At 40.2% G+C, this 15,938-nt stretch carries 12 protein-coding genes; 6 read left to right on the plus strand and 6 right to left on the minus strand.

From position 1 onward, the window contains the following. Positions 1–123: 123 nt before the first annotated feature. Entirely contained in the window at positions 124–2,037 is a 1,914-nt protein-coding gene (gene htpG, locus ACT3S9_RS05560; protein WP_441993165.1) for a molecular chaperone HtpG, read from the plus strand. Between the two features lie 166 nt (positions 2,038–2,203). Beyond that, positions 2,204–2,848, plus strand: coding sequence for an adenylate kinase (gene adk / locus ACT3S9_RS05565; protein WP_441992779.1), 645 nt, complete (start codon positions 2,204–2,206; stop codon positions 2,846–2,848). 65 nt (positions 2,849–2,913) lie between these two features. On the opposite strand, the gene tpx is transcribed toward adk, so the two are convergent. The 3 genes from tpx to ACT3S9_RS05580 form a co-directional block, all read right to left on the minus strand. Next, positions 2,914–3,507, minus strand: a complete 594-nt coding sequence (tpx, locus tag ACT3S9_RS05570; protein ID WP_441834921.1) for a thiol peroxidase — start codon at positions 3,505–3,507, stop codon at positions 2,914–2,916. A gap of 67 nt (positions 3,508–3,574) precedes the next feature. Continuing rightward, positions 3,575–3,724 (minus strand): hypothetical protein, encoded by a 150-nt coding sequence (locus ACT3S9_RS05575; RefSeq protein ID WP_441834922.1) that lies wholly within the window; start codon positions 3,722–3,724, stop codon positions 3,575–3,577. Positions 3,725–3,953: 229 nt separating this feature from the next. Continuing rightward, on the minus strand, positions 3,954–4,535 hold the full coding sequence (locus ACT3S9_RS05580; RefSeq protein ID WP_441834923.1) for a superoxide dismutase: 582 nt from the start codon (positions 4,533–4,535) through the stop codon (positions 3,954–3,956). 261 nt (positions 4,536–4,796) lie between these two features. Here ACT3S9_RS05580 and ACT3S9_RS05585 point away from each other — a divergent pair, with 261 nt between their 5' ends. From ACT3S9_RS05585 to ACT3S9_RS05600, 4 genes are all read left to right on the plus strand, one after another. After that, the gene (locus ACT3S9_RS05585; protein WP_441834924.1) at positions 4,797–5,135 is read left to right on the plus strand and encodes a Grx4 family monothiol glutaredoxin; all 339 of its coding nucleotides are present in this window, start codon (positions 4,797–4,799) and stop codon (positions 5,133–5,135) included. Between the two features lie 724 nt (positions 5,136–5,859). Next, on the plus strand, positions 5,860–10,314 hold the full coding sequence (gene gltB, locus ACT3S9_RS05590) for a glutamate synthase large subunit (RefSeq protein ID WP_441834925.1): 4,455 nt from the start codon (positions 5,860–5,862) through the stop codon (positions 10,312–10,314). 8 nt (positions 10,315–10,322) lie between these two features. Then, positions 10,323–11,738, plus strand: coding sequence for an FAD-dependent oxidoreductase (locus tag ACT3S9_RS05595; RefSeq protein ID WP_441834926.1), 1,416 nt, complete (start codon positions 10,323–10,325; stop codon positions 11,736–11,738). Positions 11,739–11,875: 137 nt separating this feature from the next. Continuing rightward, entirely contained in the window at positions 11,876–12,253 is a 378-nt protein-coding gene (locus tag ACT3S9_RS05600; protein ID WP_441834927.1) for a septal ring lytic transglycosylase RlpA family protein, read from the plus strand. Positions 12,254–12,269: 16 nt separating this feature from the next. On the opposite strand, the gene cydC is transcribed toward ACT3S9_RS05600, so the two are convergent. From cydC to cydX, 3 genes are read right to left on the minus strand one after another with little or no spacing between them, the layout of a single operon-like run. Then, complete coding sequence (gene cydC / locus ACT3S9_RS05605) at positions 12,270–14,027, minus strand: thiol reductant ABC exporter subunit CydC (RefSeq protein ID WP_441834928.1); 1,758 nt, start codon at positions 14,025–14,027, stop codon at positions 12,270–12,272. Beyond that, positions 14,024–15,784: a thiol reductant ABC exporter subunit CydD gene (gene cydD, locus ACT3S9_RS05610; protein ID WP_441834929.1), complete on the minus strand. Its 1,761-nt coding sequence runs from the start codon at positions 15,782–15,784 to the stop codon at positions 14,024–14,026. The genes cydC and cydD overlap by 4 nt, the downstream gene beginning before the upstream one ends. Continuing rightward, a complete protein-coding gene (gene cydX / locus ACT3S9_RS05615) occupies positions 15,774–15,926 on the minus strand; it encodes a cytochrome bd-I oxidase subunit CydX (RefSeq protein ID WP_441834930.1) in 153 nt (50 codons plus the stop codon). The genes cydD and cydX overlap by 11 nt, the downstream gene beginning before the upstream one ends. Positions 15,927–15,938: the final 12 nt, after the last annotated feature.

A 15,938-nucleotide genomic window follows, 5' to 3' on the forward strand; every position in this document is an offset into this window, starting at 1 on the left:
TAATTAAATAGCTTCTTTTTACTTTTCCTTATCAAAAATATATTTGTTTTGCCTTGAAGTTTTATTACCTTACCCCATATATGTTGCATAACGCAGACACTTTGCTAATTGGAGATTTACACAATGACTGCAGCACAAAAAGAAACACTAGGCTTTCAAACAGAAGTTAAGCAATTACTTAACTTAATGATCCATTCACTTTACTCTAATAAAGAAATATTTTTACGTGAACTGGTATCAAATGCCTCAGATGCAGCGGACAAATTACGCTTTTTAGCGTTATCAAATGGCGATTTATACGAAAAAGATGCCGATTTAAAAGTGCGTATCAGCACCGATAAAGAAGCTAATACCGTCACTATTTCTGATAATGGTATTGGTATGACTCGTGACGAAGTCATCAACTCTTTAGGTACTATTGCAAAATCAGGTACTGCTGAATTTTTCAAAAATTTAACTGGCGACCAAAATAAAGATTCAAAATTAATAGGTCAATTTGGTGTTGGTTTCTACTCAGCATTTATCGTTTCTGAAAAAGTGACAGTGCGCACCCGCAAAGCAGGTGAAAGCCAAGGTATTGAATGGCAATCAGAAGGTGAAGGTGAATATACCTTACAAGAGATCGAAAAAGAAGGTCGTGGTACAGAAGTAATCCTTCACTTACGTAAAGACGAGACTGAGTTCGCTGATGACCACCGTCTGCGTGGTATCGTTACTAAATACTCTGATCATATCTCAATTCCGGTTGAAATGTATAAAGCAGAAGTACCTGAGTCAGAAGGTCCTGACGGTGAAAAGATCCCCGCAGAGCCTGCGGCATGGGAAAGTATTAACAGAGCCACGGCACTTTGGACGCGTGATAAGTCAGAGATAAATGAAGACGAATACAAAGAGTTTTACAAACACGTAAGTCATGATTGGGAAGATCCACTAAGTTGGGGCCATAATAAGGTTGAAGGTAAAACAGAGTATACAAGCTTATTATACATACCTAAAAAAGCGCCTTTCGACTTATGGAACCGTGAACGTCAAAGTGGCTTAAAGCTTTACGTGCAACGTGTATTTGTAATGGATGACGCTGAGCAGTTTATGCCTAGCTACTTACGTTTTGTGAAAGGTTTACTTGATTCAAATGATTTACCGTTAAATGTGTCGCGGGAAATTTTACAAGATAATAAAGTAACTCAAGCAATCCGCAAAGGTTGTACCTCACGCGTATTAAAAATGCTTGAGCGTATGGCTAAAAACAAAACTGAAGATTACCAAACATTCTGGAATGAATTTGGTCAAGTGATCAAAGAAGGGCCAGCAGAAGATTCAGTAAATAAAGAAGCGATTGCTAAGCTATTACGTTTTTCGTCAACGCATACAGACGAAAGCACGCAAAATGTGTCGCTCGAGCAATATATTGAACGCATGGATGAAGAGCAAGATGCAATTTATTATGTTGTTGCAGACTCGTTTGCTACTGCAAAAAATTCACCGCACTTAGAGATCTTCCGTAAGAAAGGTATCGAAGTTTTACTATTAAGTGACCGTGTTGATGAGTGGATGATGAGCCACTTAACAGAGTTTGCTGAAAAACCGTTTAAATCAATCACCCGTGGCGATCTTGATTTAGGTAAAATGGATGATGAAGAAACTAAAAAGGCCCAAGAAGAGTCTGAAAAAGATGTTGCTGGCCTTGTTGAACGTATCAAAGCAGCGTTGGGTGAAGCAGTAAAAGATGTACGATTTACTCATCGTTTAACTGACTCACCAGCCTGTGTAGTGAGTGATGACAATGATATGAGTTCGCAAATGCAAAAGCTTATGGAGTCAGTGGGTCAACCTGCGCCAGAAGCGAAGCCTATTTTTGAGTTGAACCCTGATCATCAGCTTGTTAAGCATTTAAATGACGAGCAAGGTGAAGATAAGTTTAGCCAATGGTCGCACGTATTACTTGATCAAGCGTTACTTGCAGAGCGCGGTACATTAAAAGACCCAGCAGGGTTTGTATCTCGCCTTAATAAACTGATGCTTGATTTGAACAAGTAAAGTAATCAGCTTTTATAAGTGTTGAATGTAAAAAGGGAACTCAGGTTCCCTTTTTTATTATGCAAATGATGGTTAGTATAACCAATTAGTATAAGTTGCTTGAGTCATCGACTTAGTTGTGGAAGAATTCAGGCTTTAGAAATAAACTCATACAGAGGACAATGATATGCGCATTATTCTTTTGGGCGCGCCGGGTGCAGGTAAAGGTACTCAAGCTCAGTTTTTGATGGACAAATACAGTATTCCACAAATTTCAACGGGCGATATGCTGCGTGCAGCTATCAAAGAAGGCACGCCTCTTGGTCTAGAAGCAAAAAAAGTAATGGACGCGGGTCAATTAATCTCTGATGATATTATCATTGGCCTTGTAAAAGAACGTATTGCAAAACCAGATTGCGATAAAGGTTTTTTACTTGATGGCTTCCCACGTACTATTCCACAAGCGGATGCTATGAAAGAAAATGGCGTTGTGGTTGATCACGTTATTGAGTTTGATGTGGCTGATGAAGTTATTGTTGAACGTATGAGCGGACGTCGTGTCCATCCTGGTTCTGGCCGTGTATATCATATTGTTTATAATCCACCAAAAGTCGACGGTAAAGACGATATTACTGGTGAAGATTTAATTATTCGTGATGACGATACAGAAGAAACGGTACGTAAACGTTTAGGTATATATCATGATCAAACAAAGCCGTTAGTTGATTATTATCAAGCTGAAGAAAAAGCAGGTAACACTCAATACCATAAGTTGGACGGTAAGCAAGCTGTTGAAGAAATAAGTCAGCAGTTAGGTAAGTTACTAGGTTAATTAAATAATCTTAATTTAAATAAAAACCCCTTAATTTATAAGGGGTTTTTATTATTATCAGAAAGTTAAAGCTTTTCTAACTGACCAATAACCGATGCATAATCGGGTTCTGTTGATAAGTCAGCGACAAGTTGCTTATAAATAATATTATGCTTGGCATCAAGTACAAATACAGCGCGCGTTAAAAGTCCCATATCTTTAATAATCAAACCATAGTTTTGACCAAAGTCACGCCATACTGAATCCGATAGGGTGATCACTTTATCGATATTTTCTGCTTTGCAGAAACGCTTTTGTGCAAAGGGTAAATCTGCGCTGATTGTCAGCATGGCAATTTGTGGAAACTTATCTGCAACCTTTTCATTAAAGTGTTTAGTTTGAATGCTACATACACCCGTGTCTAAGCTTGGCACAACGCTAATGAGTACCGCCTTACCTTGGTAGTTCTCCAAAGTGATAGGAGTAAACTGCTCATCAACTACTTTGAAATCCGGTGCTTTATCACCCACTTCGACCCCTTGGCCGAGTAAAGTGATAGGTTTGCTTTGTGCCGTTACTTTTTTTGCATCTAATGTGTTTTCAGTAAGCTCTGCTGCTTGAGTGAGAGATACTGCGCAAAGCGCCGTGAGAACAAAAGTGAGAGAACGTAGTCGTAGCATAAGGTATTTCCTTTAAAGTAAACGCAGTTCAAGCCAGTGTATTATACTGACCCATAAGCACCAAGTTTTACTGAAATTTAAAATTGTAAATAGATGATACTTTTTCAAGCTTAATTTGAAAGTCCCATAGTCGATATAGGTGCTTAAGAACTTTGATGTTGTACTCTTCTTCTTGTGACTTTTCGTATTGTGATTGCTTATGCTCAAAAATACTCATAGAGACCTGCAAAAACGTGTTTTTACTTTAAGAAAAAACATAGGGTAATTTGAGGATAGTCACGGTTTTAAATTTTTGCGCAATAAGGTTAATAATTTAATCTAAAAATTACTTCAGTGGACAGGTTTAAATATGATTGCGTATCAGACACTTTAATAACATAAATAACAGACATTAAAAAAGACGCCGTAGCGTCTTTTTATCGATTGTTAATTAACACTTAAGCTAATTAAGCGAAGTTCGCGTTTGCGAATTCCCAGTTAACTAATGACCAGAAACCTTTAAGGTAATCAGGACGGACGTTACGGTAATCGATGTAATAAGCATGTTCCCACAGATCCACAGTAAGGATTGGTGTAACACCCTCATCAGTTAGTGGTGTTGCTGCGTTAGATGTATTTACGATGTCTAAAGAACCATCAGCAAGTTTCACTAACCAAGTCCAGCTTGAACCAAAGTTGTTAACTGCTTTATCATTTAATGCATCTTTTAGCGCGTCAAATGAGCCCCATTTCGCGTTGATTGCATCTGCGATTGCGCCTGTAGGTGCACCGCCGCCATTTGGAGATAAGCTGTTCCAGTAGAAAGTGTGGTTCCAGATTTGTGCTGCGTTATTAAATACGCCACCATTTGAAGAGCATACGATTTCTTCAAGCGATTTGCCTTCAAATTCAGTACCTGGGATCAAACCGTTAAGTTTAGTCACATAAGTGTTGTGATGCTTACCGTGGTGAAACTCTAGCGTTTCTTTTGAAATATGTGGTTCAAGTGCATCAATTGCATACGGTAGTGACGGTAGTTCAAATGCCATTTTTTTATCTCCATCTTCTTGGTTGATAGTCCAGTCGGTTATAGGTAATAGCTATGCTAACAAAGTGCTTACCTATACCAAGTGGGATTATAGTGTTACTATAATAGTTGAGTATTTTACTCAAGTTTTAGCAAACAGCAATGCTCTTGTTAAAGACTATTTAAGATTGTGGCGTTAATCGCCCATTTAATATATATCTGAGGCCACAGTGAAACTTTTTCAAGGCCTAATGTGTTCGCTATCGTCATTTTGAGGTTGTAAATGGAAACCATTGATAAAATTAAACAGCAAATTGCTGAAAACCCGATCATCTTATTCATGAAAGGATCACCAAAACTGCCTAATTGTGGTTTTTCTTCGCAAGCATCACAAGCGCTTATGTCATGTGGCGAACCGTTTGCGTATGTTGACATATTGCTAAACCCAGACATTCGCGCAGAGCTACCAGCTCACGCTAACTGGCCTACCTTTCCACAGCTATGGGTCGAAGGCGAATTAGTTGGTGGTTGTGATATTATCATTGAAATGTTTCAACGTGGTGAACTACAACCACTGATCACTGAAACAGCTAAAAAACATAAAGAAGCTGACGCAGAATAATTTAGTTGGCTCAATTAAATTCAAAAGGTCGCGAGCATGCGGCCTTTTTGTAGTTAGTTCAAATTCTTGATATTATTTTAATAGATCTAAAAACTCTTCATACCTTCTAGTTGCTTTTTTATTTCCCACGCTATATTCAAATTTAACGATGTTTCAATTTATAACTAAAATACTATCTGCACCCGGGCAAAATATACTCACACCATAATAAGAATACCTTTATGTAAATTATTACCTCTTTAAAGAAAAGTTTTGCTTGTTTATAAAGGGTAATGGTTATGCAATAAATGCATCACTATAAGCATTTTTTGTATTGGTTATTCACTCTTGTATGACCAGCTTTGTTAGTGCCCATTAGGGTATTAATAGTACGTAGTTAAAATGATTAAAAAAAACCAAATTGAACAACTATATATGGAGTGAATAAATATTCACAAAAACACAGGGTTTACGTTAACGTAAACTGCATGGTTTTTGAGTGCTTATTTTACAAATTGTTAAATATGACACCAGTGTCATGAAAAGATAGCGCGATAATAAGCGTTAAATGTTAAAAAATAACGATAAAGAAAAGCATTGTATTGAAGTGAGAAATATTCAACAATGTGAATATGTATTCAAAATTATGTTGACTCAACTGCCAATTGGCGATATTTTTGTCCGTCTGCTAGCAAACCGTCAAGAACGTCATTACTGCTAGTTGTTGTAGCAAGGGGAGGGGTCTATGTTATACGACTCAAAATTAGAAAAAGATAATTGTGGCTTTGGTTTAATTGCCCAAGTCAATGGCCAAGCGAGTCACCGCTTGGTGCGTACTGCAATCACGGGGCTTGATCGAATGGAGCATCGTGGTGGTATTTCTGCCGATGGCAAAACTGGCGACGGCTGCGGCCTATTGATGCAAAAGCCAGATAGCTTCTTTCGTGCAATTGCCAATGAAAAAAACTGGCATTTAGGCAAGAACTATGCTGTTGGCATGATATTTTTAAATGCTGATCCAGTACTTGCTCAAACAGCTAAAGATGTACTAAGTGAAGAATTAGAAAAAGAAACACTTAATATTCAAGGTTGGCGTGTGGTGCCGACGGATGAAGACTGTTTAGGTCCTATTGCAAAAAAGCAATTACCTAAGTTTGAACAAATTTTTGTGAGTGCGCCAGAGGGTTGGCGTCCAAAAGATCTTGAACGTCGATTATATGTGGCACGTCGCCGTGCTGAAAAACGGCTTATAGATGATGAACATTTTTATATTGCCAGTTTGTCAGGTTTGGTAACTGTTTATAAAGGCTTAATGATGCCTGTAGACTTACCTAATTTTTATCTCGACTTGGCTGATATTCGCATGGCCAGTGCGATTTGTGTATTTCACCAACGCTTTTCAACGAATACGCAACCACGTTGGCCACTTGCACAACCGTTCCGCTATTTAGCGCATAACGGTGAAATAAATACTATTCAAGGTAATCGTCAGTGGGCACGTGCTCGCTCGTATAAGTTTTCTTCTCCACTGATCCCTGACTTACAAAGCGCAGCACCTTTTGTAAATGAAACGGGTTCAGACTCGTCAAGTTTAGATAATATGCTAGAGCTGTTTTTAGCTGGCGGCATGGATTTATTCCGTGCAATGCGCATGCTTGTACCGCCTGCATGGCAAAAAAACCGTGCGATGGATGACGATTTACGCGCTTTTTATGACTTTAACTCAATGCATATGGAACCATGGGATGGCCCTGCGGGCATTGTAATGTCAGATGGTCGCTTTGCAGCTTGTAACCTTGACCGTAATGGTTTACGTCCAGCGCGTTATGTAATAACTCAAGATGGCTTTATGACGCTTGCCTCTGAAGTTGGAATTTGGGATTACACTGCAGATGAAGTGGTTGAAAAAGGCCGTGTTGGCCCTGGTGAGTTATTGGTTATAGATACCCATCAAGGTAAAATTTGGCATTCAGGCGAAATTGACCAAGATTTAAAATCACGCCATCCTTATAAATCATGGCTTGAAAAAAATGTTAAGCGCTTAACTCCGTTTGAGCAGTTATCAGAAAAAGACGCAGGTAATCGCTCATTTGACGATGCGACCTTACTGAAGTATCAAAAAATGTTTGGCTTTACTAATGAAGAGTTAGACAGCGTTATTCGGGTAATGGGTGATATTGGTCAAGAAGCCACGGGTTCAATGGGTGATGATACGCCTTTTGCGGTACTATCTGAAGGCAATCGTTCGCTGTTTGATTACTTTCGCCAAAAGTTTGCTCAGGTAACTAATCCGCCTATCGATCCGCTGCGTGAAAATCATGTAATGTCGCTTGCGACCTGCATCGGCTCTGAGCAAAATGTTTTTAATGAAACCACTGGCCACGCTAAACGCTTACAGTTCGAAACGCCTATTTTAATGTACGCTGATATGAAGCAGTTATTAGATGCTGATGAAGCGCATTATAGCTATTGTAATATCGATATTACTTACACGGTGGAAGAAGGCCTTGAAAAAGCGGTAACACGTGTTTGTGATGAAGCTCAAGAAAAAGCGGCTTCAGGTTGTGTGATGCTTATTTTAAGTGACCGTAACTTTAGCGAAACGCATTTACCTATTCCTGCTGCAATGGCCGTGGGGGCAGTTCAAAAACGTCTAGTTGATAACAACTTACGTTGTGAATCTAACATTATTATTGAATCAGGAAGCGTACGTGATCCGCATCAATTTGCGGTATTACTAGGCTTTGGTGCAACGGCAATTTACCCCTATTTAGCGTATGAATCATTAGTTGCGATGACCGATTCAAAAGTGATCAACAAAAACTATTGTGAAGTAACTCTTGCTTATCGTGGTGCGATAAACAAGGGCTTGTACAAGATTATGTCGAAAATGGGCATTAGTACGGTTGCTTCATATCGTTGCTCAATGCTATTTGAAGCCGTGGGTTTATCTGATTCAATTGTTGAAACATGTTTTAACGGTGTAGCAAGTCGTATTAAAGGCGCTTGTTATAGTGATTTTGATGTCGATCAGCAAAAGCTTCACAAGTTAGCATTTAGTCGTCGTAAGTTATTAAGTCACGGTGGTTTATTAAAATATGTCCATGATGGAGAGTACCATGCGTACAACCCTGACGTGATTTTCTCCTTACAAAAAGCAGTGCGCTCTGGTGAGTATAAAGACTATAGCGTTTACGCTGAGCTTGTTAATAAACGCCCGGTGGCAACACTGCGCGATATGCTAGCGTTAAAGTCAGTAGAAGGCATTAGTATTGACGATGTAGAGCCGGCTACAGAACTTTATAAACGTTTTGACTCAGCAGCTATGAGTATTGGTGCATTATCGCCAGAAGCCCATGAAGCACTAGCGATTGCAATGAACCGTTTAGGTGGTTGTTCAAATTCAGGTGAAGGCGGTGAAGACAAACTACGTTATGGTACTGAGAAAAACTCACGTATTAAACAAGTTGCTTCAGGTCGCTTTGGGGTGACACCGCATTACTTGCAAAGTGCTGATGTTATTCAAATAAAAGTTGCGCAAGGTGCAAAACCTGGCGAGGGCGGGCAGTTACCGGGTGAAAAAGTCACGCCCTATATTGCAAAGCTTCGTTATTCTGTGCCGGGTGTGACGTTAATTTCGCCACCACCGCATCACGATATTTATTCAATTGAAGATTTAGCCCAGCTGATTTTTGACTTAAAGCAAGTTAATCCAAAAGCAATGATCTCTGTAAAGCTAGTATCAGAGCCAGGTGTAGGTACCATCGCAACCGGTGTCGCCAAAGCGTATGCTGATTTAATTACTATTTCAGGTTACGACGGTGGTACAGGTGCAAGTCCGCTCACCTCAGTTAAGTATGCCGGTAGCCCGTGGGAGCTTGGCCTTGCTGAAACCCAGCAAGCATTAGTTGAAAATGGTCTTCGTCATCGTATTCGCTTACAAACTGATGGCGGTTTAAAGACGGGGTTAGATATAGTGAAAGCGGCTATTTTAGGTGCTGAAAGCTTTGGTTTTGGTACCGGCCCAATGGTTGCGCTTGGATGTAAATACTTACGTATTTGTCATTTAAATAACTGTGCAACAGGTGTTGCAACGCAAGATGACACCTTGCGTCAAAAGCACTTTCACGGCTTACCAGAAATGGCGATGAACTACTTTAAGTTTATAGCCCAAGAAGCACGTGAAATAATGGCAAGCTTAGGCGTTACAAGGTTAACCGATTTAATTGGTCGTTTAGATTTACTTGAGGCGATAGAAGGTCAAACTGAAAAGCAAAAGAAAATTGATTTATCGTCACTGCTCGCTGTGCCAAATAATCCGACGGGTGAAACTTTGTATTGTAGTACGCCTAATAGCTCTCATTATTTAGGCAAGTTAAACGAAACATTATTAGAAAAAGCTAAAACAGCGATTGATGAAAGTGGCGGTATTTCACTGGTTAATCGAATTTATAATACCGACCGTTCTGTAGGTGCTATGCTCTCTGGTTATATTGCTTCTAAGCATGGTAATCAAGGTATGGCAGCGGATCCAGTAGCAATTGAATTGCACGGTACTGCGGGTCAGTCATTTGGTGTGTGGAATGCTGGCGGCCTTGAAATGACCTTAGTCGGCGATGCTAACGATTACGTTGGCAAAGGAATGGCTGGTGGTAAACTGGTTATTCGCCCACCATTGGGTTCATCATTTGAAAGTCATAAAGCGACTATTGCTGGTAATACTTGTTTATACGGTGCAACAGGTGGCAAGCTATTTGCGGCCGGTTGTGCTGGAGAGCGCTTTGCAGTACGTAACTCAGGTGTTCAGGCAGTTGTTGAAGGTGTAGGTGACAATGGTTGTGAATACATGACCGGTGGTGTGGTTTGTATCCTAGGTAAAGTAGGCGTTAACTTTGGCGCTGGTATGACTGGCGGCTTTGCTTACATTCTTGATGAAGGCAGTGACTTTGAAAAGCGTATCAATCCAGAATTGGTTGAAATTGTTACTATGGAAAATCTCGCTTCACACCAAGAACATTTACGCGGTTTAGTTGCTGAGCATTTAGAGTTGACCGCTTCAAGTAGAGCAGAGCAGATTTTGGCAAATTTTGATTTGTACATTCCGATGTTTAAATTAGTAAAACCAAAATCAAGCGATGTTAAAAGTTTACTTGGACACCGAGCGCGTAGCAGTGCAGAACTGCGTGTTCAGGCTCAGTAGGGGGTAGTATGAGCGAAAATGTATATCAATTTATCGACGTGCAACGTGTTGATCCACGTAAAAAACCAATTTCGTCACGCAAACAGTCTTTTGTTGAGATTTATGAACCATTCTCAGAGACACAAGTTAATTCACAGGCGGATCGCTGTCTTGACTGTGGCAACCCGTATTGCGAGTGGAAATGCCCAGTACATAACTATATTCCACAGTGGCTAAAGTTAATTCGTACCGGTCGTATTTTAGAAGCCGCAGAACTGTCACACCGTACTAATAGTTTGCCAGAAGTGTGTGGCCGTGTATGTCCACAAGATAGGTTATGTGAAGGCGACTGTACGCTAAATGAAGAATTTGGCGCAGTAACAATCGGAAATATTGAAAAGTATATTACCGACACCGCATTTGAAATGGGCTGGAAGCCGGACATGTCTTATGTGGTATGGACTGAGAAAAAAGTAGCTGTTATAGGTGCCGGTCCAGCTGGACTTGGGTGTGCAGATATCCTAGTACGTAATGGCATAAAGCCAGTGGTATTTGACCGTCACCCTGAAATTGGTGGGCTACTAACGTTTGGTATTCCTTCATTCAAACTTGAAAAAGAAGTAATGCAAAAGCGTCGTGAAATTTTCACTGAAATGGGTGTTGAGTTTAAACTTAATACTGAAGTCGGTGTTGATATTACTATGGATGAAATTTTAGCTGAGTATGACGCGGTATTTTTGGGAGTGGGGACTTATCAAAGTATGCGTGCAGGTCTTGAAAACGAAGACGCGCCTGGCGTACATGACGCCTTACCATTTTTAATTGGTAATACTAACCGTGTTATGGGCTATGACGAAACCAATCAAGCCTATCTTGATATGGCAAATGAAAAAGTTGTGGTACTTGGTGGCGGCGATACCGCTATGGACTGTGTACGAACTTCTATTCGCCACGGCGCAGAAAAAGTAACCTGTGCGTATCGTCGTGATGAAGAAAACATGCCTGGTTCAAAGCGCGAAGTTAAAAATGCCAAAGAAGAAGACGTTGAGTTTATTTTTAACGTGCAACCAACCGGGATTTTATTAAACGATAAAGGCCATGTAGCAGGTGTTCAAATGGTGAAAACCCAAATGGGTGAACCAGATGAAAATGGTCGTAGTCGCGCTGAAGTGATTGCTGGTTCAGAGCATGTAATTGAAGCCACTCAAGTGCTTATGGCATTTGGCTTTAAACCACATAAAATGGACTGGCTTGAAAAGTACGATGTTGAAATAAATCATTGGGGCGGCATTAACGCACCAGAAAAAGGCGAGTTTACGCATCAAACAACTAACCCTAAGATTTTCGCTGGTGGTGACATTGTACGTGGTTCAGACTTAGTGGTAACTGCTATTTTTGAAGGACGTAACGCAGCAGAGGGCATTTTGGATTATTTAGACGTTTAATCTGCAAGCTACATTTAATAAAATTAAACCCTGCACATTTATTTGTGTGGGGTTTTTTATGCTTAAATAAAACAAGCTAATTCAGCTAATACTCAGTTATTTTTTGTTAATGTAGCCTGTTAAAAAGGAGCTACACTGTGTTTAAACTAATTTTAACTTTTTTGGCTATAACGACCTTGGCGGGTTGTAGTAGTGCCCCATCATTCAGTACAAGCTCCGCTAAGCAACAAGGTAAAGCAAGTTACTACGCTGATAAGTATCACGGCAGGCTTACTGCAAGCGGTGAAGTGTACAGCCAGCAAGGGATGACCGCGGCCCATAAAGAATTACCTTTTGGCAGTAAAGTACGAGTAACTAACCTAGCTAATAATCGATCTATAATCGTCAAGATTAATGATCGTGGGCCATTTATCCGCGGTCGTATTATAGATTTAACCAAGCATGCATTTAGCCAATTAGCTAACCTCAACGAAGGGGTTGTCGATGTCGAAATTGAACTGCTAAATACTGATTAATAAGCACTTAGCATAACTAAAAGCGTGTGATAAGTGAAAGGTAATCGGCATGCTCTTTAAGTAATATTTCATGCTTAGCCACAGCACGCACCTTTCCTTGCTCAAGCCAGATTACTTTATCCATAGTATTCAAAAGTGTGGGATCGTGAGTAATTGTTAACACGGTTTGATTTCTCATGACATGCAAAAGTGTATTAATAACGGCATGTTTAGTTTGGTTATCAAGGCTTTCTGTTGGCTCGTCTAACACCACAATCTCGCTATTACGTAATAACGCTTGAGCAAGTGCAATACGTCTAGATTGCCCTTGTGAAAGCTTCCTTCCTGCAATACCTAGCCTTGTATTTAGCCCTGCCTTTAAATTATCAAGCCAATCACCTAGCTGCGCTTGCTGACAGGCTTTAATAAGCATTTCATTATTTGCATTAGGTGAAGCATAAAGCAGGTTTTCTTTAAGAGTGCCATCAAATATATGATGTTTTTGGGCAACAATAGACAACATTGAAAAGCGCTGCTCTGGTGTTAAGCTTTGTAAATCTATGTGTTGCTGATCGCTAGTTAATATTGCGCTGCCTGTTTGTAATGGCCAAAGTCCGGTTAAAATATTAACCAAGGTTGTTTTACCACTGCCGCTTGGGCCCACCAGCGCAACTTTTTCAGCTGCATTAATGGTTAAATTAATATCATCAAGTGCGAGGTGTCTATTATCATAGCTATAGCTAATATTGTTAAGAGTTAAGCCAATAGGTTGCTCTGATCTTATTTGTTGGAAAGGAGGAGCTATTTCTGGCGCAGAATTTGTTTTGCTTATAGCAAGTTTGTCTTCTAACTCAAAAATACGTTTTGCGGCGCCTAATACACTTGGTAATTGGATGAATGCATTTGGTAGACTAAGCACTGTTTCGAAGCTGGCTAAAACGAATAGACTCATCATCGCAAGTTCGACGTTTTTCATTGCCCCGCTAAAGACTAAAGGAGCAATAATAATAACGCTTGCCAGCATAGTAAACTGTACTATAAGTAAATTAACCCCATTACTATTTGCAACTGCTTTGTGGCGTTTATAGAGCTCTTTATTGTAGTTAGTGCTAATTGTGTCGCACTTTATAATTTGTTGTGGTGCGGCTTGATATATAGCAAGTTCACGGGCGCCTTTAAGTGTATCTGCAAGCTCAGCGCGAAGATACGCAGATTGCTCTGCTTCTACATCAGCGCTTTTATGCAGTCGCTTACTTAAAACTGCTGGAATAATCACCCCAATAATCATCAAGGCAGTAAAGCATATTAGTGCTACTTGTGGGTTATAAATACTCATAAATAACATCACAATAGGAATGCTAAAAAGGGCCACTACAATGGGTAGCAGCACGTTCAGGTAAAACTTATCAAGCGCATCAACATCGTTTTGCATACGATTAACTAAATCGGCACTGCGGCTCATTGCTAAATCAACATTGTTGAGTTGGGCGAGGGTGGCAAATACTCGCACGCGGATCTCACTAAGTAATAAAAATGTGGCGTTGTGAGTAACTAATCGCTCACCATAGCGAGATGCGGTTCTGACAATAGCTAAAAAGCGAATGGTGCCTGCGGGAGTAAAGTAATTCATATGAACGCCAGCAATTCCCGCCGCAGCCATAGCAGCTAAAAACCAGCCTGAAATCGCTAATAAACCCACATTAGCAAGCACGGTTAAACTCGATAAAAAAGCGCCAAGCAGCAACATACCAGCATGAGGCTTGCAAAGGCTTAATAATCGTAAAAAGTGAGTCATGATTGAACACCATTGGCTGTTATTAAGCGATGAAACGGTCCTTGCTGTTTAATTAGTGTTGCGTAATTACCTTGCTCAATAAGCTGTCCATTTTGCAATACATAAATAGTCTTGGCATGCTTTACTGTGCTCAATCGATGAGCAATCACTAGTACTAAATGCGTTTTAGCATAGTCATTTATAGCATTATTGATAAGCGTTTCAGTTTGGCTGTCAAGGTGAGCGGTCGGTTCATCAAGTACTAAAATAGGAGCATTTTTTAAAAAAGCCCGTGCGAGAGCAATACGTTGTCGCTGTCCGCCAGAAAGCCCTTCGCCATGCTCACCTAAAAGCGTATCAAAGCCTTCCGGTAGCGCATTAATAAATGTTAAAGCACCGGCTTGCTCAGCCGCATTTTGTATTTCGCTGTTATTTGCATGAGGTTTACCAAGTTTTATATTGTCGCGAATGCTCATAAAAAATAACGTGGGCTGCTGTGGGATCCAAGCTATATGTTGCTGCCAGTCAGTGATTGAATAATCACTTAGTGGTAGATCGTTAATCTGTATTTTTGATTGCGCCTCTGAATGAAAGCCTAATAAGCAATCAAATAAAGTGCTTTTTCCTGCTCCACTTTCACCAACAAAAGCATATAACCCAAGGGGTGATAAGTTAAGTGATATATCGCTTACTCCTTCGTTACTATCAGGGTAAATAAAGCTGAGCTTGTGGGTGGTAATTGATTGAATTGGCAAATTTATAGGTTGAGAGCCTGTTGACTCATTTTGCGATGAGGCATTGATTATATCAATCATATCGGCAGCGGCGCTAATGCCTTCAAGTCGTGCGTGGTAGTGGGTGCCCATTTGCCTTAGCGGTAGGTAAAACTCCGGGGCAAGTAGCAACACCACAAAACCTGTCGCAAAATCGAGCGTGCCAAAAAAGAGCCTAAAACCGATGATCACAGCTACTAACGCCACACTAATCGTGGCAAAAAACTCTAGAGCAAAAGAAGACAAAAATGCGACCTTTAATACACTCATAGTCGCACCACGAAAGTCATCTGATATCTTGGCAATGTTTTTTAGCTCTTGCTGAGTGGCACTAAATAGTTTTAATTGCGTCAGTCCTTGTAAACGGTCAAAAAAGTAATTCCCTAGCACGGCTAGTTTTTGCCAGCGCTGTTGATTCAGTTGTTCAGCTTGATGACCTACTAAAATCATAAAAAATGGAATCAATGGAGCGGTTAATAAAAAAATCAGCCCCGCTTTATAGTCGGTCGGAAAAATCACTATTAATATTGCCAGTGGAATAAGGGCGCTGTAAGCAACACTCGGTAAGTAATTCGCATAATATTCGTGTAATGCTTCAACACCATTATGTACCACATTTAAGGTTGCGCCTTGGCCCTTTTGATCTGTATAAGTTGGGCCTAGTTGGTTGAGTTTTTTAAGTAAAGTTTTGCGCATTGCAGACTTTATTTTTAACGCTGCATAATTGCTGACACGTTCACTGAGTGCTAAAAAAGTGGCGCGTAATAAAATCAACCCTGCTAAAGGCCAAAGCAGATAAGTAACGTTTGCTAGGTTATCTCCTGCAAACATCACTTGATGCACTGCGCGGGCTAATAAATAGCACGAGGCAATCATCAACAAGGCGTTAATGGTACCAAGAGCAATACTAAGCTTTAATAAGTGACCGGCGTGGGATGAGTGGTTTTTTAAAAATGCGCGCAGCTTCTTTTGCTGCGCGCGGTCAGGTCGGGGGCTAGTCGTCATTTTGATTATTTAACATATCATGTAGTTCTTGTTCGTCATCAGCAATGCTGTTTTTATGCTGTTGAAACTCGTACCACATCACATTAATAACTCCTAATGTACAAGCTAAAATCACTCCTAAAATCCAAGCGAAATACCACATAAATTTATCTCC

The organism is Pseudoalteromonas sp. AOP31-A2-14 (assembly GCF_052378035.1).
Lineage (GTDB): Bacteria > Pseudomonadota > Gammaproteobacteria > Enterobacterales > Alteromonadaceae > Pseudoalteromonas.

Excerpts from the sequence above, each read along its gene's own strand:
- htpG (WP_441993165.1), top strand. The coding sequence starts at position 124 with ATGACTGCAGCACAAAAAGAAACACTAGGCTTTCAAACAGAAGTTAAG.
- adk (WP_441992779.1), top strand. The coding sequence starts at position 2,204 with ATGCGCATTATTCTTTTGGGCGCGCCGGGTGCAGGTAAAGGTACTCAA.
- tpx (WP_441834921.1), bottom strand. The coding sequence starts at position 3,507 with ATGCTACGACTACGTTCTCTCACTTTTGTTCTCACGGCGCTTTGCGCA.
- ACT3S9_RS05575 (WP_441834922.1), bottom strand. The coding sequence starts at position 3,724 with ATGAGTATTTTTGAGCATAAGCAATCACAATACGAAAAGTCACAAGAA.
- ACT3S9_RS05580 (WP_441834923.1), bottom strand. The coding sequence starts at position 4,535 with ATGGCATTTGAACTACCGTCACTACCGTATGCAATTGATGCACTTGAA.
- ACT3S9_RS05585 (WP_441834924.1), top strand. The coding sequence starts at position 4,797 with ATGGAAACCATTGATAAAATTAAACAGCAAATTGCTGAAAACCCGATC.
- gltB (WP_441834925.1), top strand. The coding sequence starts at position 5,860 with ATGTTATACGACTCAAAATTAGAAAAAGATAATTGTGGCTTTGGTTTA.
- ACT3S9_RS05595 (WP_441834926.1), top strand. The coding sequence starts at position 10,323 with ATGAGCGAAAATGTATATCAATTTATCGACGTGCAACGTGTTGATCCA.
- cydC (WP_441834928.1), bottom strand. The coding sequence starts at position 14,027 with ATGACTCACTTTTTACGATTATTAAGCCTTTGCAAGCCTCATGCTGGT.
- cydD (WP_441834929.1), bottom strand. The coding sequence starts at position 15,784 with ATGACGACTAGCCCCCGACCTGACCGCGCGCAGCAAAAGAAGCTGCGC.
- cydX (WP_441834930.1), bottom strand. The coding sequence starts at position 15,926 with ATGTGGTATTTCGCTTGGATTTTAGGAGTGATTTTAGCTTGTACATTA.